22 protein-coding genes, 1 tRNA gene and 1 pseudogene are annotated in these 20,685 nt (G+C 39.4%); 14 read left to right on the top strand and 10 right to left on the bottom strand.

The features are described 5' to 3' along the window. The first annotated feature begins 2 nt into the window (after window positions 1-2). From FIU21_RS09755 to FIU21_RS09705, 11 genes and pseudogenes are all read left to right on the top strand, one after another. The gene (locus FIU21_RS09755; RefSeq protein WP_172891374.1) at window positions 3-1,292 is read left to right on the top strand and encodes a PAAR-like protein; all 1,290 of its coding nucleotides are present in this window, start codon (window positions 3-5) and stop codon (window positions 1,290-1,292) included. Between the two features lie 2 nt (window positions 1,293-1,294). Further along, window positions 1,295-1,915: a DUF8188 family protein gene (locus FIU21_RS09750; RefSeq protein ID WP_172891373.1), complete on the top strand. Its 621-nt coding sequence runs from the start codon at window positions 1,295-1,297 to the stop codon at window positions 1,913-1,915. Next, a complete protein-coding gene (locus FIU21_RS09745) occupies window positions 1,887-2,285 on the top strand; it encodes a hypothetical protein (RefSeq protein ID WP_004361391.1) in 399 nt (132 codons plus the stop codon). The genes FIU21_RS09750 and FIU21_RS09745 overlap by 29 nt, the downstream gene beginning before the upstream one ends. Before the next feature lie 26 nt (window positions 2,286-2,311). Further along, a complete protein-coding gene (locus FIU21_RS09740) occupies window positions 2,312-2,932 on the top strand; it encodes a DUF8188 family protein (protein ID WP_004361390.1) in 621 nt (206 codons plus the stop codon). Between the two features lie 64 nt (window positions 2,933-2,996). Next, window positions 2,997-3,323 carry a hypothetical protein gene (locus FIU21_RS09735; RefSeq protein WP_004361389.1) on the top strand — a complete coding sequence of 109 codons (327 nt, stop codon included), beginning with the start codon at window positions 2,997-2,999 and terminating at the stop codon, window positions 3,321-3,323. Beyond that, on the top strand, window positions 3,320-3,943 hold the full coding sequence (locus tag FIU21_RS09730; protein WP_004361388.1) for a DUF8188 family protein: 624 nt from the start codon (window positions 3,320-3,322) through the stop codon (window positions 3,941-3,943). The genes FIU21_RS09735 and FIU21_RS09730 overlap by 4 nt, the downstream gene beginning before the upstream one ends. Window positions 3,944-3,946: 3 nt before the next feature. After that, window positions 3,947-4,570 carry a DUF8188 family protein gene (locus FIU21_RS09725; protein WP_004361387.1) on the top strand — a complete coding sequence of 208 codons (624 nt, stop codon included), beginning with the start codon at window positions 3,947-3,949 and terminating at the stop codon, window positions 4,568-4,570. 3 nt (window positions 4,571-4,573) lie between these two features. Beyond that, window positions 4,574-5,196, top strand: a pseudogene (locus FIU21_RS13550) (DUF8188 family protein). Further along, complete coding sequence (locus FIU21_RS09715; RefSeq protein WP_172891372.1) at window positions 5,168-5,590, top strand: hypothetical protein; 423 nt, start codon at window positions 5,168-5,170, stop codon at window positions 5,588-5,590. The pseudogene FIU21_RS13550 and the gene FIU21_RS09715 overlap by 29 nt, the downstream one beginning before the upstream one ends. 2 nt (window positions 5,591-5,592) lie before the next feature. After that, entirely contained in the window at window positions 5,593-6,213 is a 621-nt protein-coding gene (locus FIU21_RS09710) for a DUF8188 family protein (RefSeq protein ID WP_172891371.1), read from the top strand. A gap of 34 nt (window positions 6,214-6,247) precedes the next feature. Next, window positions 6,248-6,412: a hypothetical protein gene (locus tag FIU21_RS09705; protein WP_231291375.1), complete on the top strand. Its 165-nt coding sequence runs from the start codon at window positions 6,248-6,250 to the stop codon at window positions 6,410-6,412. 272 nt (window positions 6,413-6,684) lie between these two features. Here FIU21_RS09705 and FIU21_RS09700 read toward each other — a convergent pair whose 3' ends face one another. The 4 genes from FIU21_RS09700 to rsfS form a co-directional block, all read right to left on the bottom strand. Next, entirely contained in the window at window positions 6,685-7,332 is a 648-nt protein-coding gene (locus FIU21_RS09700; protein WP_004361380.1) for a SprT-like domain-containing protein, read from the bottom strand. Window positions 7,333-7,420: 88 nt separating this feature from the next. After that, complete coding sequence (locus FIU21_RS09695) at window positions 7,421-8,287, bottom strand: phosphatidate cytidylyltransferase (protein ID WP_004361378.1); 867 nt, start codon at window positions 8,285-8,287, stop codon at window positions 7,421-7,423. Between the two features lie 14 nt (window positions 8,288-8,301). Next, complete coding sequence (gene ftsH, locus FIU21_RS09690) at window positions 8,302-10,332, bottom strand: ATP-dependent zinc metalloprotease FtsH (protein WP_004361376.1); 2,031 nt, start codon at window positions 10,330-10,332, stop codon at window positions 8,302-8,304. 48 nt (window positions 10,333-10,380) lie between these two features. Then, window positions 10,381-10,740 carry a ribosome silencing factor gene (gene rsfS / locus FIU21_RS09685; protein WP_004361374.1) on the bottom strand — a complete coding sequence of 120 codons (360 nt, stop codon included), beginning with the start codon at window positions 10,738-10,740 and terminating at the stop codon, window positions 10,381-10,383. Window positions 10,741-10,978: 238 nt separating this feature from the next. Between rsfS and FIU21_RS09680 the strand changes: the two genes are divergently transcribed. Further along, a tRNA-Gln gene (locus tag FIU21_RS09680) sits at window positions 10,979-11,049 on the top strand. A gap of 74 nt (window positions 11,050-11,123) precedes the next feature. Beyond that, complete coding sequence (locus tag FIU21_RS09675; protein WP_004361372.1) at window positions 11,124-11,510, top strand: rhodanese-like domain-containing protein; 387 nt, start codon at window positions 11,124-11,126, stop codon at window positions 11,508-11,510. A gap of 740 nt (window positions 11,511-12,250) precedes the next feature. Here FIU21_RS09675 and FIU21_RS09670 read toward each other — a convergent pair. From FIU21_RS09670 to FIU21_RS09650, 5 genes are all read right to left on the bottom strand, one after another. Further along, window positions 12,251-14,140, bottom strand: a complete 1,890-nt coding sequence (locus tag FIU21_RS09670) for a DUF349 domain-containing protein (RefSeq protein WP_036886839.1) — start codon at window positions 14,138-14,140, stop codon at window positions 12,251-12,253. Between the two features lie 158 nt (window positions 14,141-14,298). Continuing rightward, on the bottom strand, window positions 14,299-15,225 hold the full coding sequence (locus FIU21_RS09665; RefSeq protein ID WP_004361368.1) for a magnesium transporter CorA family protein: 927 nt from the start codon (window positions 15,223-15,225) through the stop codon (window positions 14,299-14,301). A gap of 541 nt (window positions 15,226-15,766) precedes the next feature. Further along, entirely contained in the window at window positions 15,767-16,798 is a 1,032-nt protein-coding gene (locus FIU21_RS09660) for an AMP-binding protein (protein WP_004361365.1), read from the bottom strand. Between the two features lie 67 nt (window positions 16,799-16,865). Beyond that, the gene (locus FIU21_RS09655) at window positions 16,866-17,903 is read right to left on the bottom strand and encodes an o-succinylbenzoate synthase (RefSeq protein WP_004361363.1); all 1,038 of its coding nucleotides are present in this window, start codon (window positions 17,901-17,903) and stop codon (window positions 16,866-16,868) included. Between the two features lie 10 nt (window positions 17,904-17,913). Continuing rightward, window positions 17,914-18,423, bottom strand: coding sequence for a four helix bundle suffix domain-containing protein (locus tag FIU21_RS09650; protein ID WP_436972089.1), 510 nt, complete (start codon window positions 18,421-18,423; stop codon window positions 17,914-17,916). Between the two features lie 58 nt (window positions 18,424-18,481). Between FIU21_RS09650 and FIU21_RS09645 the strand changes: the two genes are divergently transcribed. Next, the gene (locus FIU21_RS09645; RefSeq protein ID WP_172891369.1) at window positions 18,482-19,399 is read left to right on the top strand and encodes an IS982 family transposase; all 918 of its coding nucleotides are present in this window, start codon (window positions 18,482-18,484) and stop codon (window positions 19,397-19,399) included. A gap of 353 nt (window positions 19,400-19,752) precedes the next feature. Here FIU21_RS09645 and menB read toward each other — a convergent pair whose 3' ends face one another. After that, window positions 19,753-20,580, bottom strand: coding sequence for a 1,4-dihydroxy-2-naphthoyl-CoA synthase (gene menB, locus FIU21_RS09640; RefSeq protein ID WP_004361359.1), 828 nt, complete (start codon window positions 20,578-20,580; stop codon window positions 19,753-19,755). Window positions 20,581-20,685: the final 105 nt, after the last annotated feature.

Below are 20,685 nucleotides of genomic sequence, written 5' to 3'. Positions count from 1 at the left end.
CTATGGCACAATCATATATACCTGCTGGCACAGATGTTATCTGTACGGAGATGACAGGAGGCGAACCAGCACAATTAGGATTGACACGTGAGGCTAAAGTTTTGTATGGCAAAGAAAAAAAGCCTTTGCTAAATACTTGTGACAAGAAGTTGAGTTGCTCGTTACAATGTCGTATCAAACAGTCTTTCTTTTCAGGACTTGCAGGATTGCTTACAGGTCTTGCACTTGGAGCTTTAGCTGTGACATTAGTTGTAATAACGGCGGGTGCTGCTACCCCTATAATTATAGCTGCAATGGGAGCTACAGCAGTGTTAACGACATCGGCAGCAGTTGCCACAGGAGCATCGGCAACTTACAGATACTTGGCTAATGAATGTGATAGTTCTCTTGAAGGGGAGTGGAGTTTGTTTCATCGTAAGGTTTATCTGGAGAAAAGTAATGCTCTTTTGGAACGTTCGATACTTACTTGTTCCAAAGGTGGTGTAGTTTCCTTGGTTATGGATCATGCAAAGGCTGTAGAACTTGCAAAAATGATTAGTAAGACTAATGATAAAATAGCAAGTAAAAACATGTGGTCAAAGTTTTTTCAGGGTGTCATAGGTAATGGTGCAAATGCTTTGCTTGGAGGTTTTGAGGGGCAGGCAGGTGGAGCTGTTGTTGGTCTTATTCTTGGCTCGGGTTTATCTGTGTATGATTATCTGAAAGGTGGCAATGGTAGTTATCGTGACGACAATGTCGTTTTGCAAAACAAGTATGCTAAGTTAGCACTTGAGACAGATGATGACAAAGTATCTATTAATACGAAGCATGATATCTTAACTGATGATGATATGAAGAATTCTGGTACAGGCACTGCAGTGGGGACAGGATATTCTGGTGCAGAGACTGTTATGGGTATTATAGCAGGTAATAAGCAACTTGGCAAAGAAGCAATGAGCTTTAACGAGAGAGCCTTAGAATATATGTTGAAAGGGGATATGGCTGGTGCAGGGCATGCAATGTGGGCAAGTGATTTGGCTTATGGTGCACAGAAAGGTATGGGCGATATTCCTCATGAATTTTGGAAAGGAATATGGTCAGGTAAAACTAAGGCTTTCAAATGGAATGTATCAAACAAATGGTTTACACTTGGTGGTATCGGGATTGGTATTCTGAGTTCAATAGTTAGTAATCAGATAGAATGGGGGGATAATAAAGAAGAGAATCTGTTATATAAAAGTATGATTGATAAAATAAAGAAAGCAAGGAAAAATAATAAAACTAAAATTTCAATCTTAGCAAATAGTTTATAAATATGAAAATAACAGAATATACGCATTTTATTCCATGGGTGCTTATCGGGAGTCTGATAGGTTCATGTTTTATAGTACCGATGATGCCTAAGGTTATTGATGCATTATGCTATAAGAATAAATATAACAACGAAGCTGTAATATTTTATAAACAGTATATGGATAAATGTTATAGAATAAAGGTAATAATGCCACCGGAAGAGTCACAGTTATATCTAAATAACATTGATGATGAAAAGTATCCTTTAAGTGAAGTTTTTGATACAACTTATGACTCTCGTAATTTTTTTAATAACCCAAGTGCTGATTACACTTCTTTCTATTGTAAGGAGTATAAAAAGTATATGAATATTATTGCATTTGTGGATGTCAATGGGAGTTATGTAGAGAAGGAACTTTACCTTACTGTCAATCGTGATGATATGAATAATCCCGAGTATGGTACAAAAGACAATCCTGTACCCGTACTGAAAGCAGTTGGTGTGAGTGAGCCGATATGGTTTAGTGGAAAGGATACTGACTCTGTCTTTATGGATAAATTCTATCGGAACAATGTTATTAACTACTTGAAATATAAGATGCCAAAGGGGGAATTTGAAAGACGGTTTAAGAACAAAGAATGAAGCCTACGGTAATAAGCAACTTGGCAAAGAAGCAATGAGCTTTAACGAGAGAGCTTTAGAATATATGTTGAAAGGAGATATGGCTGGTGCAGGGCATGCAATGTGGGCAAGTGATTTGGCTTATGGTGCACAGAAGGGTATGGGCGATATTCCTCATGAATTTTGGAAAGGAATATGGTCAGGTAAAACTAAGGCTTTCAAATGGAATGTATCAAACAAATGGTTTACACTTGGTGGTATCGGAATTGGTATTCTGAGTTCGATAGTTAGTAATCAGATAGAATGGGGGGATAATGCAGAAGAAAACCTTTTGTATGAAAAGATGATGAGAGATTATAGATGCACGAAAAGCAAAAGTAGGGGGAATTAATATTACTGCTATTAGTTCGTAAAGTTATGAAAAGTATAAATTTTCTGGGATTATTTCCTTGGGTGTTCGTAGGAAGTTTAATAGGTTCTATGTTTATTGTTCCAATGATACCTAAAATAATGGATGTCCTATTTTATAAGGATAAATATAACAACAGAGCTTCTGAGGTTTACCAAAAATACATTGATAGTTGTATTACTATTAAAGTAGTAATGCCGTCATATAAATCTGATAAAGTCTTACATAATTGTGATAAAGAAAGATATCCTTTGGGCGAGAGTTTTAAGGTAACCTACGATTCAAAAAAATTTTTTAGTTATCCAAGTGCCGACTACTGTATCTTTTTCTGCTCAGAATATCAGAAATGTATGAACATTATTTCTTTTCAAAATGTAGATGGGAATTATTGGGGAAAGGAGGTTGTTTTAACCGTTAACCGTGATGATATGAATAATCCCGAGTATGGGACAAAAGATAATCCTGTGCCTGTACTGAAAGCAGTCGGTGTGAGTGAACCGATATGGTTTAGTGGTAAGGATACTGATTCTGTCTTTATGGATAATTTCTATCGGAACAATGTCATTAACTACTTAAAGTATAAGATGCCAAAGGAGGAATTTGAAAGACGGTTTAAGAATAAAGAATGAAGCCTACGGTAATAAGCAACTTGGCAAAGAAGCAATGAGCTTTAACGAGAGAGCTTTATAATATATGTTGAAAGGCGACATGGCTGGTGCAGGGCATGCAATGTGGGCAAGTGATTTGGCTTATGGTACACAGAAAGGTATGGGCGATATTCCTCATGAATTTTGGAAAGGAATATGGTCAGGTAAAACTAAGGCTTTCAAATGGAATGTATCAAACAAATGGTTTACACTTGGTGGTATCGGAATTGGTATTCTGAGTTCGATAGTTAGTAATCAGATAGAATGGGGGGATAATGAGGAAGAAAATGATTTATATGAAAGCATGGTAAGAGAAATTCAGAAGAATAGAAAAGGTAACATAGGAATAAATATAAGAGCTTCATTAGTATGAATATCACAAAATATTTAAGTTTCATTCCATGGGTCCTTATTGGACAAATACTTGGAACATTAGTTGTTATTCCTTTGGGATATTACCTTTTCGATAAAGTCTACTACTCAGAGAAGTATGAGTCTGATGAGAATGTAAAATCTGTATATAAAAGATATATGGAGAATTCTTATGTTATAAAATGTAGGATGCCTGATGAGGATTCAAAATATTATTTAGAAAATGTAGATGATAAAGTTGTTACACACGAAAGATTCAAAATAAAGTCGAAGAGTAATTACTTTGATAGACCCTCTGCGGAGTATGTTCCTTTTTATTCTACGGAATATAAAAAGTTCTTTAATATTATATTCATGGGATATTTTACTACATGGGGATTTTATAACAAAGAGGTGTTTATGACTGTAAATAAGGATGATATGAATAATCCAGCGTATGGTACCAAAGACAATCCTGTTCCTGTTCTAAAGATGGTGGGAGTTCATGAATCCATTAGAGACAATGACAGAGATTATGACCAAGCATATATGGACAGTTTCTATTATAACAATATCATACGCTACTTGAAATATAAGATGCCAAAGGAGGAGTTTGAAAGACGATTCAAGAAAGGAAAGTAGAACGTGATGACAAAGGTCAAATTTATAAGTTTTATCCCTTGGGTAACTATCGGAAGTGTTATTGGTTCACTATTTATTGTACCTATGATGCCCAAGATAGTTGATGCATTGTATTATAAGGACAAATATAATAATGATGCATCAAAATTTTATAAGAAATATATAGAAGATAGTGTTTGCGTAAAAGTAGTAATACCAGACTTTGACTCAAAACTATTCTTACATAATAGTGATAATGATCTTCATTCCTTGGGCGAAACATTTATAACAACCTACGACTCAAAAAAATACTTTAGTAACCCAAGTGCTGATTATCGCATTTTCTATAGTAAAGAGTATAAGAAATATTTGAATATTATTGCTTTCCAAAATGTACAAGGGAGTTATGGAAATAAAACAGTTTACCTAACTATAAATCGTGACGATATGAATAACCCTTCGTATGGGACAAAGGACAATCCTGTACCCGTGCTAAAAGCTGTTGGTGTGAGTGAACCAATATGGTTTAGTGGAAAGGATACTGATTCAGTCTTTATGGATAAGTTTTATCGGAACAATGTCATTAACTATTTGAAGTATAAGATGCCAAAAGAAGAGTTTGAAAGGCGGTTCAAGACTAAAAAATAGATAGTGATGTCTAAAATGAAATTTATAAGTTTTATCCCTTGGGTAACAATCGGTAGTATTATAGGCTCATTTTTATAATTCCTATGATGCCCAAAATAGTTAATGCACTGTATTATAAAAATAAGTACAATACCGATGCAATAATGTTTTATAAGCAGTATATAGAAAAGTCTATTATTATAAATGTGACAATGCCTCCTGCAGATTCAAAATATTATTTAAACAATGTAGATGAAGAAAAGTTCCCTTTAAGTGAGAGATTTGATACCACTTATGACTCTAAACAGTATTTTTTGTTTCCCAAAGCTTATTATACCACATTTTATAGTCTTGACTACAAGAAATACCTAAATATTATTACTTTTTACAGGGTTAATGGGAGTTATATAGAGAAAGAACTTTACCTTACTGTCAATCGTGATGATATGAATAACCCCGAGTATGGTACAAAAGATAACCCTGTACCAGTACTGAAAGCAGTTGGTGTGAGTGAACCGATATGGTTTAGTGGTAAGGATACTGATTCTGTTTTTATGGATAATTTCTATCGGAATAATGTTATTAACTATTTGAAATATAAGATGCCAAAGGAGGAATTTGAAAGACGGTTTAAGAACAAAGAATGAAGCCTACGGTAATAAGCAACTTGGCAAAGAAGCAATGAGCTTTAACGAGAGAGCTTTAGAATATATGTTGAAAGGCGACATGGCTGGTGCAGGGCATGCAATGTGGGCAAGTGATTTGGCGTATGGTGCACAGAAAGGTATGGGCGATATTCCTCATGAATTTTGGAAAGGAATATGGTCAGGTAAAACTAAGGCTTTCAAATGGAATGTATCAAACAAATGGTTTACACTTGGTGGTATCGGAATTGGTATTCTGAGTTCGATAGTTAGTAATCAGATAGAATGGGGGGATAATAAAGAAGAGAATAAAATGTACGAGGATATAGTAAAAGAAATTATAAAGAGTCGTAGAGATAATAAGAAAAATATTACTGTTATAGCAAATACATTATAATAATGAAATTATTGAAATATGCAGTTTTTTTCCCTTGGGTCTTTATTGGTAGTCTTATTGGGACAGTTTTCATAGTGCCTATGGTGTCAAATTTAATAGATAAATTTTATTATAAAGAAAAGTATAATAAAAATACAGTTATGTTCTATAAGCAATATAAAGATAATAGCTATATTATAAAAGTATCTATGCCTAATGCGGATTCTAAACTATATTTACATAATGTTGATAGAGAAAAGTATCCTCTATATGAAAGGTTTGATACAACCAATGATTCCCGTAATTATTTTAATAACCCAAGTGCTGATTACACTTCTTTCTATTGTAAGGAGTATAAAAAGTATATGAATATTATTGCATTTGTGGATGTCAATGGGAGTTATGTAGAGAAGGAACTTTACCTTACTGTCAATCGTGACGATATGAATAACCCCGAGTATGGGACAAAAGACAATCCTGTACCCGTACTGAAAGCAGTTGGTGTGAGTGAGCCGATATGGTTTAGTGGAAAGGATACTGACTCTGTCTTTATGGATAAATTCTATCGGAACAATGTCATTAACTACTTAAAGTATAAGATGCCAAAGGAGGAATTTGAAAGGCGGTTTAAGAACAAAGAATGAAGCCTACGGTAATAAGCAATTTGGCAAAGAAACAATGAGCTTTAACGAGAGAGCTTTAGAATATATGTTGAAAGGAGATATGGCTGGTGCAGGGCATGCAATGTGGGCAAGTGATTTGGCTTATGGTGCACAGAAGGGTATGGGCGATATTCCTCATGAATTTAGGAAAGGAATATGGTTATGTAAAACCAGATGTTAATGAGGGTTTGAAAAATATTTACATAATTTCTAACAAAACATCTATAACTGAAGGTAAAAATACGTGTAAAAAGTAGGTTCGTAATAGGCAAGAAATCAGTTGGTTATAAAGTCGTAAAGTAAAAGGTGCTTAATTGGACTTCAAAAGGGCGTTAGTAAGGGTCTTAAAGGGCACCTTTTGCAAGCCAATTAGGCGTCTTTAAGAAGCTAAAAGAGCATGTGTTGGTTTTGAGTTGCATGAAAATAGTTTACAAATATATCTTCGTCTGTTTCTTATCTTAGGAGTATCATCTTCTCAATCATCGTTGTATAAACCTCTTTAGATACTGGTCTGCCACGCAAAGAGCGAACGCGTGGCATGTTGTGGAAGTATTCGTCTTGTGATTGATACCATGCATAATGTGCTATCTCACGGGCACGAGCAAGGGAGATTGCCAACTTACCTGCGGCAGAGGGATTGACAGAAGAAAGAAAATACTTACCATCTTTCGTTTCTAAAGCTAATATGAGATGGTCTTTATGCTGTTGTAACGTACGTGGTTGTAGGTTACGTGTGCGTACGGAGATTGTGATGTGTCTACCAAAGCTACGGTTAATCTTGTCCATCATACCACGAAATACAATGCCGTGTGATGATGTGTCTTTCAGTCCTGTATAGGCAATAGAGTAGTGTATCATCTCATGAATGAGCACATCGTCTATCTGTTCTGTTGTCAGTTTATAATAGTTAGAAATAGAAATACTAAAGTCATAAAACTTTGTACGCCCCCAACTCATCTTTCTTTTACATGCCATCTGCCCTAAACGAGTCTTAGCACGCGACCACTTCAGATTTGGTACGGGTAGTTTACCGTCAAAGATGAGGTTGTTATAATGTTCAAAAGCTTGTCGAAGATAATCTATGGTGAGGTCTGCGTTCATTGTCGGAATAGGGCAAGATTATAAACAACATAGGGACAGACGGCCCCGTCTGTCCCTATACGTCTGTTATTTCTTTTTTTATTATAGTTTAATAGAAGAATGTCAATGTATAGAGATACACGACAGCAGCTGGTATTGCTAAGAGTGATGAGTCAAAGCGGTCGAGCATACCACCATGTCCAGGCAGCATATTACCGCTATCCTTGACACCGAGTGTACGCTTGAGAAGACTCTCAACAAGGTCGCCCCATGTTCCGAAGACCACTACGACGAGTCCAAGACCTACCCATGCAGGAATGCTCAGCATGTGAGGTGTAGCACCGATGTTTGCAAAGTAGCCGATGACGCCTGCCACAATGAGAACAAGAATACCGCCACCAATGCTTCCTTCCCAACTCTTCTTAGGACTGATACGTGGGAAGAGTTTGTGCTTGCCGAAGAGCGAACCGCAGAGATAAGCACCTGTATCATTTGTCCAAAGGAAGATGAAGATACTCAATGGAAGAAGGAAATCAAAGGTTATCTGTCCCATCTCACCCTGCTGGAAAGCTAATACGTTAATCATTGAGAAAGGCAATGCGATATACATCTGTCCTAACATCGTGTATGCCCAGCTGTTGATAGGGTTCTCATTCTTCAGATACAGCTCTGAAACCAACAGGTAGAGAATTGTCAGAATGTAGGGTACAAAGATAACGAAGCCCTCAACTGGTGTCAGACGTAGTCCTGCAACCGACAGGAAGAAATAGACTCCCGCTATGGTTGAGATAAAGCGGTTTACCCTTACTCCTTTGATATTGTTTACCAATCCTGTGTATTCCCAAATGGAAAGACCCGTGATGAATGCGAAAAGAGCAATCAGTGCGTGAGGATGAAGGATACCCAACACCATCACGGTGACGAAGAATACGCCTGTAACGGCTCTGACAATCAGGTTCTTTAGTTTATCACTCATAACTGTATGTTTGTTTATAAATCACTTGCGTTGTCGCTGCCTTCTTTTGCGATTCTTGCTTCGTGCTCTGCTTGTGCCTGCTTAACCTCCTCTGGCATGTCCTCTAATTTAGGCTGAGACTTCTCTTCCTGCTCAAGCAATTCCTGTGTACGGCTTACCCAAGGACGCTTTCCGAAGATTTCCTCAACGTCTTCTGCCATGATTACCTCACGTTCAATGAGAATCTGTGCCAAACGGTTATGACCCTCTTTGTGCTCTGTCAGAATCTGTTTTGCACGCTCATACTGGCTGTTAATCATCTTTAGTACCTCCTCATCGATGGTCTTAGCCGTCGTGTCAGAGTATGGCTTCTGGAAGTTATATTCATCATTGTTATAATAACAGATGTTTGGCAACTTGTCACTCATACCTGCATAGGCTATCATACCGTATGCACTCTTGGTTGCACGTTCGAGGTCATTCATTGCACCTGTTGAGATATGACCAGTGAAGAGTTCCTCTGCAGCACGTCCACCGAGCAATGAACACATCTCGTCAAGCATTTGTTCCTTTGTTGTGATAGGGCGCTCTTCTGGCAGATACCATGCTGCACCGAGTGCCTGACCACGTGGTACGATGCTCACCTTTACCAATGGGTTGGCATGCTCACAGAACCAACTGATGGTTGCGTGACCTGCTTCGTGAAGGGCAATAGTGCGCTTCTCATCAGCTGTCATTATCTTTGTTTTCTTCTCTAAACCACCGATGATACGGTCAACAGCATCAAGGAAGTCTTGCTTTGTAACTTCTTTGCTATTGTGACGGGCTGCGATAAGGGCTGCCTCATTACATACGTTGGCAATATCTGCACCTGAGAAACCTGGGGTCTGACGTGCAAGGAGATCAATATCGAGGTTCTTCTCTAACTTCAAATTGCGCATATGAACGAGGAATATTTCCTTACGTTCAGGCAAGTCTGGTAGGTCAACGTGTATCTGACGGTCGAATCGTCCGGCACGAAGGAGTGCCTTATCGAGCATGTCAACACGATTAGTTGCTGCAAGAACGATAACGCCTGAGTTCGTTCCGAAGCCGTCCATCTCGGTTAGAAGGGCGTTGAGTGTGTTTTCACGCTCATCGTTTCCGCCCATAGCTGGGTTCTTTGAACGAGCACGTCCAACGGCATCAATCTCGTCAATAAAGATGATACAAGGTGACTTCTCTTTAGCCTGATGGAATACATCACGTACTCGGCTCGCACCAACTCCGACGAACATTTCAACGAAGTCTGAGCCACTCATAGAGAAGAATGGTACACCAGCCTCACCTGCAACAGCCTTAGCTAAGAGGGTTTTACCTGTTCCCGGAGGACCAACAAGCAGTGCACCCTTAGGGATTTTACCACCTAAATCGGTATATTTCTTAGGATTCTTCAAGAACTCAACAATCTCTTGTACCTCCTGTTTTGCACCTGTCTGACCAGCAACATCCTTGAAGGTGATACCCATTTCGTTGGCTTTCTCATAGAGTTTTGCCTTAGATTTTCCAACGCTGAATACTCCACCACCTCCGCTGGCACCTCCGCCCATACGGCGCATGAGGAAGTACCAGATGCCAAAGAAGAATATCCATGGTGCAATAGAACCAAGGATATCGAGAATCGTGTTGCTTGTTTTGTTCTCATAACTATAGCTTACGATTTTCTTTTGAGCTACAGCTTGATCGAGGAACGTTTCTACCTTATCAACCGAACCAATCTCCACGGTAACATAAGGGGCTGTACCCACTTCTTGTGTACCCTTCTTAAAGATGTCACGGATATGGTTTGGGCTTACATACATGCGTAGGGTATTGTCATTTCGATTGACAATTACCTTTGTTGCATAGCCTTTAGCAACGTATTGTTTGAACGTGGTATAGTCCTTGTCTATACCTGCACTTGACGGAAAAAGCCCATTTCCCCCAGCAAAGAATACTACTCCGAGGGCAATAATAACGAATATGTAGAGCCAATTCATATTGAATTTAGGCATATTCGGCTTGTTCTTTGGATTTGAATTGTCCATTTTGAAGTCTGATTTTTTATATAAAAAGGCGATTACCAGGTTACTTTATCAGTCTAAATCTGGCAGAGTGGTCAACTTGGCGTCCTCCCAAAGGTGTTCTATGTCATAGAATTCACGTGTCTCTGGGGTGAAGATGTGGACGATAACGTCCGCATAATCAATCGCCACCCACTGTGCATTACCAAGTCCTACGCAGTTGATAGGCTTCTCACCAATCGTTTCGCGAACATAATCGCTCACTGATCCAGCAATAGCTTCTACCTGTTGTGTCGAGTTACCTTGGCATATAACGAAATAGCGGCAGATAGTACCATCGATCTCTGATAGGTCTGCAATAACTATGCCATGTCCTTTTTTATCTTGAATTCCCTTCGTAATTAATTCTACTAAATTCTTTGTCTTATCCATTAAATAACATTATAATATACGAGATGCAAAGGTAGCGCAAAAGGAATGAAGCACAAAATAAATTTCATTTTATTTAGCAATTTGTTCCTGTTGAGCTTATTTGGGCTATTTAGCAACGAAAAACTGTCTTTGAGAATATTTTTATCTCTTTTCATGAAAAAAGTTGGTAGAAGTTTTGGTAGTTCAAGAAAAAGTGCTAACTTTGCACTCGCAATTTGGAAATGAATTGTAAAGTCAATGGGATATGGTGTAATGGTAACACTACAGATTCTGGTCCTGTCATTCCTGGTTCGAGTCCGGGTATCCCAACAAAGTGAGAGAGTTGAGTTTTCAACTCTCTTTTTTATTTCAATTAGTAACTTAAATATTTACCTGATTAAAAGATGAAAAAGTTATTTACAGCCATTTTGGCAGTATTGGGAATAGGTATGGGAGCATGTGCGCAGAATCTTTATGAGGATGTAGACGTTAATCGTTTTGAACAGATTATTAAGTCTGACTCTGTTCAGTTGGTGGATGTTCGTAAACTTGATGAGTTTACAGAAGGGCATATTCCAGGTGCAATACATATTGATGTGTTGACTCCTTCTTTCCTTTCTAATGCTCTCGCTAAGCTTGATAAGAAACGTCCTTGTGCCGTTTATTGTCGTTCTGGTAAGCGTTCTGCTATAGCAGCGACTCTTCTTGCCAAAGAAGGATACACCGTTACCAACCTTTTAGGTGGTATCATTGCATGGACTGAGGCAAAGAAGAAGACAGTAAAGGAATAAATAAGTCAGCTTTTAGGTTCTTCCTTTAAATCCAAATCGGTCAGTAGAGGCTAAACATATTTTGTTTTATTATCGAGCAGATTGTTTGGCTTTGTAACGCAGGTGTAGCGGGCTACGTCAAGTTACAAAGACTGATATTATAGATGTTTGTAAACTATTTTCATGTGTATCGAAGGTAATACATGGTCTTTTGGCTTCTAAAAGACGCCTAATTGACTTGTAAAAGATGCTCTTTTGGAGTCTTACTAACGCCCTTTTGAAGTCCAATTAAGCATCTTTTCTTATACTGCTTTGTAACTATCTGATTTTATGTTGACTACAAACTTACATTTTACATGTATAATCACCATTATTTATTGGTATTTTATTTGAAAGTATGTAATGATTTTTCGAAATACTATATGTCGGGTTTCATAAGTATAAAAATTATGGCTTTGCGATAAAAACAAAATATATTTAGTTTCTAATGACTGATTTGGAGTTAACGGATGAACTTACTTTTAGGGAATGTTTTATGGTTGACAGGTACTCTTTCTATCTCTCTCTTGGGAAATTCGTAGCTGTTACGAATTCTTTTTACGAAAATAATTCGACAATAAAACTTTGTTGTGAGAGAAATAATTGTGTTATAGATGATAAGAAAAGGGGCAATTCTGCAAAGAATTACCCCTTTTCTTGGTTCTATTTCCTTCAATCTACTCTTGTATTATTATGAAACTGAATAGATAAGAATGTCCTTTTTATTTATTTTCAGCATCGATAGCCTTAATCTTCTGCTTCACTTCATCCATATCATCTTTGAGTTTCTGGATGCGACGATTCATTTCGTCAATAAGACTGTTGCCCTTCTTTGAACTGATGTTGAGGAAACCGAGATTGTTCTCGTAAGTGTTTACCTCCTGCTTTAACTGTTCAAAGCGACGGAGCAGACGACCACGCTCGTTGTCGAGTGCATCAACACCGCGGTCAGCAACCTTCTTGAGGTTATTGCGGAAGTTGTCAACTCGTTTACGTGCTGCAGAGATATGGAGGTCTTTATAAATCTTATCCAATACCTCGTGGTATTCCTTGTAGAGTTTATCTTTCTCTTTATAAGGAACGTGACCCACCTTATTATATTGCTCAGTCAGCTTCTGTACCTTCTCTTGTAAGTTCTCACCTGTCTGTTCAACGAGTTCTTTCAGCTGGCTGATGATATCACGTTTCTTGTTTAAGTTCTCATGTTCCTCATTGCGGGAGTCAGCGTGAACAGCATTGCGAGCCTCGAAGAAACGGTTGCAAGCAGCAAGGAAATCATTCCACAACTGGTCACCAATCTTCTTAGGAACCATTCCGATGGTCTTCCACTCTTTCTGTAAAGCGATGAGCTTATCAGATGTTGCCTTCCAATCGGTAGACTCACTCAATGCTTGAGCCTTTTCAACAAGTGCCTTTTTCTTTTCTGTATTCTCAGCAAACTGCTCTTTCAACTGCTTGAAGAATTCGCCTTTACGACCAAAGAAGTCGTCACATGCTGCACGGAAACGTTCAAAAATCTTCACGTTCATCTTCTGTGGAGCAAAACCAATGGTCTTCCATTCCTGCTGGATAGCAATAATCTCCTTAGTGCGTTTCTCCCAATCAGCAGAAGACTTATTCTCTTGTTTTGCAAGTTCTTCAGCCTTTTCGCAGAGTGCAGTCTTCTTTGTTAGATTCTCCTCCTCACGTGTTCGGAGTGTTTCGAAGTGCTGTTGATGACGCTTGTTGATAACAGTGCTGGCTGCTTTAAAGCGTGCCCAAATCTGCTCGCGAAGTTCCTTAGCAACAGGACCTGTCTCACGATATTCTTGATGAAGTTCCTGTAACTGGTGGAATGCGCTGATAACATCTGTTTCTTCCGCCAACTTCTCAGCTGCTTCACAGAGTTTAGTCTTCTTCTCAAGATTCTTCTTGAAGTCGTATTCGCGTGCCTCACGATTGAGGTTTAACAAGTCATAGAACTGCTCAACATAGAGTTGATAGTTGCGCCAAAGTTCGTTAGCCTTCTCAGCAGGAACCATCTTGATTTCTTTCCACTCGTGCTGAAGCTTCTTGAACTGGTCAAAGTTCTTGTTAGCCTCTTCAGGAGTAGTAGCCATCGCCTTAATCTGTTCGATGATAGTTTCTTTCTTCTTGAGGTTCTGCTGCTTCTCCTCTTCAAGTGCGAGGAAAGCCTTTTGGCGTTTTTCCTTAATGATGGTCATCTCTGCCTTGAAGATTTCTTCATCCTCATCAGGCAATACCTGATATTTTTCTGGGTCACCGCCATTCTCGAGATAAGCCTTCTGCTGTGCTTCGCGTTCAACAAAATGTAACTTGTAGAATACCGTTTTCAGGTGCTCTACTTCAGCTTTCTCTGGTGTTTCGTTACTGTCAACGATAGCTTTCAGGCGCTCAATAATCTCCTTTTTTGAACTATAAGTCTTAGCAGCGAGATTTTCCTTCTCGCTCTCTGACTTCGTTTCAACTGGTTGATTGAGGTTTTCTTCTACAGCATCAGTATTAACATTCTGCACTTCGGAATTCTCCGTTGTAGCATTGGCTGCAACTTCTTCAGACAGCTTAACTTCTTCTGTACCCTGATTCAGGGCATTTTCTTGAGAGTCCATCATTTCACTTTTTGTTTGTGATTTGGGTTTTTCCACATTTAAGGTTTCAGACCATTGCATAGATGCACGGTAGTCTTCTACCACTAATATATCAACTGCAAACTTAGATAAAAAGTTTGAAAGTACCTAATTTTAAGTTGTTTTTTTTTAATTTCTCTCTTCTAAAGTAGGCGTTTACGGCGTAGCAACCACCATGATGCAGCAGAAACGACGACTGATAAGAACATTGCAACAGGGAATCCCCATGGATTTGTTTCCATTCCATTGACAAGGTTCATACCGAAGAGGGAGGATATAAGTGTTGGCAACATCATAACAATTGACACCGAGGTGAGCGTACGCATCACGGTGTTCATGTTGTTGTTGATAATGCTTGAGTAGGTGTCCATGGTGGATTCAAGAATGTCAGAGTAGATACTCGTTGTTTCTCGTGCCTGTGACATCTCAATATTTACGTCTTCAATCAGGTCGGCATCCAACTCGTCAATCTGCAACTTAAACTTCAACTTAGCCAAAAGGTTCTCGTTGCCACGAATGGATGTGATGAAGTAGGTAAGCGAATCCTGCAGACGACTTAGTCCAATCAAGCTTTCGTTGTCTACACCTTTGTCCAAGTTACGCTTAGCCTTTTCAATCAAAGTATTGATTTGCTTCAGTCGTTTTAGATACCACACAGCGGAAGAAAGAAAGAGACGGAAGATAAGGTCTACATAGTCAGTAAATCCCTCATTTCTCTTTTGCTGATAGCTGACGAAGTCGAGCATCATATTTGTCTCGAAATTGCAAACCGTGATAGTTACATCTTTCTTGTGAATGATACCTAATGGTACTGTTGTGTATGGGGTTCGTGAGCGAATTTCCTTCACGTAAGGGATACGGAGGATTATCAGCATCCAACCATCATCATACTCATAGCGTGCTCGCTCATCGGTATCGCTGATATCCGATAAGAAGTAGTCTGGAATATGAAAAGTGTCTTCGAGTTCTTGTTGATCCTGCTCTGTTGGGCAAGTTACCTGAATCCAGCAGTTAGGCTGCCATTCTTTAATGGTATTCAGGGTTCCGTTAATGTTCCAATATGTCTTCATTAGCTAATCTCCATAGTTAAATAATAGTGTGGGGATTAGCAACTTCTTGTTGTAATCCTCACGCTTACAGTTTGAAATTCTCCGCGTGATAATCGTCCATTTAAAAATTACGTATTGGTTTTGTGACTGCAAAATTAGCTAAAAAAATCGGTTGTGGCAAACAAAAGATTAAGTTTTTCATTGTTTGGGAGGGGCTGCGAAGATGTGTCTGGAGATGAGATGAAGAAAAGTTGCAAGGGCTAATTTTATTTGTAACTACGTGCATCTTTTTTGCTAATAGTATGATATATCTCCTTAACTTTATGTTATATATTCTCGTCTTGTGCTTTTTTCTAAGCAACTTATGTCTAAGTTAGCTTTTACTTGTTATATTCTACCATTGATTGAGTTGGCAATGACGAATCTTTCTTACGTCTTTTAATAGATGTGTTGATGGTCCGCACGTGTGGTGCTGATAGTTCACACACATGGTGCTGATGGTCCGCACCATTGGTGCTGAGTACTAAATAGGATGCAGAATGTAGTTGGATTGAGGGCAATGTTATGCTTTTGAATTACATAACTGGCGTGCCAAAGCCTTAATCTCTGCTCTTGCTGGTTTTCCATTACCTGTTTGGGGAAGGGAAGGGACGTGGAAGATGAAACGAGGTTGCCAAAACTTTGGGAGGCATTGTTGGCAGAGTGTTTTAATAGAATCGGTATCGTCTTGTGTAGTGAGTAAGACCACAGCTTCTCCAAAACGCTCGTCAGGGCAGCTTGTTATAGCAAAATCGGCTGTAAGAGAGGATTTCAGTAGGTGTTCTACTTCCTCAATCTGAATCTTAATACCGCCAGAATCAATTACATTATCTTTTCGTCCAAGGATGCGGAAATAAGGAGTATTAAGTCCTTCCTTCGTGTCCGTAGTGCGAATTTCAGCTCTGTCGTTGGTTACTAAAGGGTGAGCGCAAACAGCAGGGGCATCAATAACAAGGCAACCTTCTTCATTGAGCCATACTTTCACACCGTCAAAGGGTTTGTACCACTCACTGGCGTCAGGTCCATTCAGACGTCGGAGCGCAATATGTGAGAGCGTTTCCGTCATCCCGTAGGTACTCCAAACGGCGTTAGGGAAATCCTGTAAAGCAGCTGACAGTTTATCATCAACAGCACCACCGCCTATAATAAGGTGGTGGATACGGCGCAAACGCTCACGCTCTTTAGGTACTTGTAGAGAGTTATAGACCTGCAGTGGTACCATTGCAGCAAAGGTTATCTCCTCGTTCGGGATACCTGCTTCAGATAAAGAATGATCAGAGAGAGGGTGTCCAGACGGTGTTACGTTCAGCAGGCGTAGGTTACGCTCAATACTTCTTACCACTACCATCTTTCCTGCAATGTAGTCGAGTGGCATACAGAGTAGGGCGGTGTCGCCTGCCTTTAATCCCAAGAAATCACAAGTGATGTGGGCTGAATTGAGCATACGTTGCTTCTCTACCCACAGCGGTTTTGGCTTTCCAGTTGAACCACTGGTATGCACAAGGAGTTGTGGATTATCATTATGCCATTCTGAGAGGAAGTCTTGTAGTGTCATTGTTGTTTGGTTTTATCTTATTGGGCGAATGGGGCTAATAAGCCAAATAGGGCTAATAATAATCTTCTTAATCGCTGATCCAAAGCTGATCGCCCCTTATCTCTAATGGCATTGGGATATTATCGGTGAAGAGTTGTCCCGTACCTAAGCCTTGTGGAGTGGTGATGTTTGGACCGTAGATGTCAGCTGTTAGCTGGGCGATAGCATTCAGTCCGATGTTACTCTCAAGTGCTGAAGTTATCCATGAATCAATGTTACGTTCTCTTGCTATTGTAATCCATTCTTTTGTTCCAGTCATACCACCATGTAGACTTGGCTTTAGGATGATATATTGTGGACGAATCGTATCGAGTAAAAGCACTTTTTCTGCAGGGTTATTGACACCGATAAGTTCCTCGTCAAGGGCTATCGGTAGGGGAGAGTCAGCACATAAGCGTGCCATCTCCTGCCATTGGTGCTGTCGGATAGGTTGTTCGATGGAGTGGATATCATATTGTGCCAAAGTTTCTAATCGTTGCATGGCATCTTCTGGAGCAAAGGCACCATTCGCATCAACGCGTAGTTCCACCTGTTCACGTGTGAAAGTTTGACGGATATGGCGTATAAGGTCGAGTTCTTTCTCAAAGTCAATTGCACCAATCTTCAACTTTACACAATGGAAGCCAGCCTTGAGTTTCGTTTCCAATCGCTGATACATCTCATCGAAAGTTCCCATCCACACGAGTCCGTTGATGGTGATTCCTTCTTCTCCGCGTCCAAAAGCAGTGTTAAAGAAGTTGATGCTTCCCTTGGCATCCAACTGTGCCTTAGCTGTTTCTAACCCAAAGAGCATTGAAGGGTAAGGGCGCATGGCATCGATGTCAATAACTCCTGTGTGGCAAAAGTCATCACAGAAACTACGGAGCTTCTGCTCATATTCCTCGTCAGTCATGGCATCGTAAGACAGGTCGGGGAGTGTTGCGCATTCCCCAATACCCACTACGTCAAGCTGATTCGTGTCAGAGAGTGTGACATAATAGCTCTTCCTTGTTGTGTAGACACCGCGTGAAGTACCTGCAGGGAGGAGGAAGTGGAGGGTGCGGGAGGAGATGTTTATCTTGTACATTATAAGTTCTTTATTGTTTGTTTCTATATTCAATTCTTGCTCTTGTCATCTGCTCACGTATTCCACCATGTTTAATGAAATCCTCTTTGATATGGTCTAAATACTTTCTAAGTATTACATCTTCTTGATAAATCAATGTAATGGCTATGTTTGCTATTGTTTCATCTGTGCGTACTTGTATGGCATTACGATAAAAAGAGGACTCATTATGCTTGGCGCATACGTGTCGTGCTACGATAGCTCTCCTGTCATTTATTTCCCATTTGGTAAGATCTCGGACACGTAGATAATCTTCATAATCAATTAATAGTTCCTGTAGACTGGCACGTGCTACATTCACTAACTTTATTTCCGTTTCTGCAGAGGTTGTCGAGGCGGCACACCCTTCTGCAATGTTCTGTTTCCCCGAGCGGGCTGCTTGTACCATTTGGTCTATCGTTCTGTCACTTCTATCCAGAAAGTGATGGGCAAAATAATAACCTGAACTCGGGATAAGAAAAGTCTGCAAAAAGTTGGTAATCTCATTATATTTTTGTAACTTTATAGTTGAAAATCAATTATTTACAATAAACATAACGATGATTACCAAGGACAAAATTACTGAAATTTTCTGTATTGCAGATGACTTTTGCAAAGAATTTGAGTTAGAAACTGATAAAATAGGTCTCTCAGAAAAGAGTAAAGGGTGTCATCGCCATCGCAAGTGGCGTATGAGTAAGTCTGAAATCATAACGATATTAATTTGCTTCCACTTTAATTCCTATCGTAATTTTCGTCACTATTATACCTTTTTCGTAAAAGAGCATTTAGCAGATTTATTTCCAAATCAATTGTCTTATAATCGTTTTCTTGAATTAGAGGCAAGAGTCTCTGTAGAGATGATGATGTTCCTGCAAATATGTTGTTTTGGGAGGTGTACTGGTATTAGTTTTATTGACTCAACTTGTATTCCAGTTTGCCATAATAAACGTATTTGTCGCAATAAGGTTTTTAGAAATTATGCAACAAGGGGTAAGAGTACAATGGGATGGTATTTTGGATTCAAACTACATCTTATCTGTAATGAAAGAGGTGAGATTCTAAACTTTATGCTCACTAAAGCAAATGTTGATGACCGAGACGAAAATGTATTTAACAGGTTGACAGACAATGTATTTGGTAAATTGTTTGCAGACAAAGGGTACATTTCTCAAGGATTATTTGAGCGATTGTTCAATGATGGAATAAATTTAGTTACTGGCATTAGGAGTAATATGAAAAACAAACTAATGCCACTTTATGATAGACTTCTTCTAAGGAAAAGATCTGTAATAGAGACTATCAATGATGAGCTAAAGAATGTAGCTCAATTAGTGCATTCAAGGCATAGAAGCATATTTAATTTCGCAATGAATGTTCTCTCTGCTATTGCAGCCTACTGCTTCTTTGAGAAAAAGCCAGCAGTGAACATAGACTTTGCTATAGAGCAACATTCGGGACAGCTTACATTGTTCTAAAGTAATCTGTTTTATTATTATCTTTAGACCCAATCAAAAGATTGAGTCTAAAGAGCCGTTGTACTAAACCAAACAGAAGAGTGGGATGATACTTATCCCGAGTTCAGGTTAATAGGTGATGTCATAAATACATTCTGCCTTTTGATAAGCTATCAGATTGCGATAGTTGCCCTTTTGTGGCAAGAAAGGTGTTTCCATGATTGGTTATGGGCTATTTGTAATGGTGAGTCAGTTAGGTTTATTGGGCTTATTGGCCTAATTAGCCTAATAGGTGATATTGTTTTGTAGTCACTATTTGTTCTATGGTTTATTGGGCTTATTAGCCTAATTAGGCCAATAAGTCCAATAACTAATTATGGGAACTGCGGATACTTATCAAAGTCTGGCTTACGTTTCTCAAGGAAAGCCTTGGCACCTTCCTGTGCTTCGTCAAGTGTATAGTAGAGCATGGTGGCGTCACCTGCAAGCTCCTGAATACCTGCCTGACCATCAAGTTCAGCGTTAAAGCCAGCCTTCATCATACGGAGTGCCAATGGAGAACGCTCTATCATTGTTTCAGCCCATTCTATACACTCGTCTTCGAGACGGTCGAAAGGAACCACCTTATTGACCAATCCCATTCGTTCAGCTTCTACAGCAGAGTACTGACGACACAAGAACCATATCTCACGAGCCTTCTTCTGACCTACGACACGTGCTAAATAAGATGCGCCGAAACCAGCATCAAAGGAACCAACCTTTGGTCCAGTCTGCCCGAAGATGGCATTGTCTGATGCTATTGAGAGGTCGCATACCACATGAAGGACGTGTCCACCACCAATGGCATAACCATTAACCATAGCGATGACTGGCTTTGGAAGGCGTCGAATCTGCATCTGCAAGTCAAGTACGTTGAGGCGTGGAATACCATCAGTACCTATGTATCCGCCATGTCCCTTTACGTGCATATCACCGCCAGAGCAGAATGCTTTGTCGCCAGCACCAGTCAGAATGACCACGCGGATGTCAATGGCTTCACGACAGTAGTTGAATGCCTGTGACATTTCCCATACTGTTTTCGGGGTGAAAGCATTACGATAGCGAGGACGATTAATGGTTACTTTTGCTATGTGGTTATACTCTTCAAAGAGGATTTCCTCAAAGTTGAAGCCTTCAATAGGCTTCCATTCTCTTTTCTCCATAAGGTCTTTTCGTTTTTGATTGATTATAGGGAGCCTGCCAAGTCGTTCCTAAAAGGGGGATAGACAGAGGCAGGTTATTATTATTTATGATGGATATATAAACCG

It is taken from the genome of Prevotella melaninogenica (genome assembly GCF_013267595.1).
Taxonomy (GTDB): domain Bacteria; phylum Bacteroidota; class Bacteroidia; order Bacteroidales; family Bacteroidaceae; genus Prevotella; species Prevotella melaninogenica_D.
Note: the sequence above shows the minus strand (reverse complement) of the source record. Positions and strands in the feature narration are given on the sequence as shown.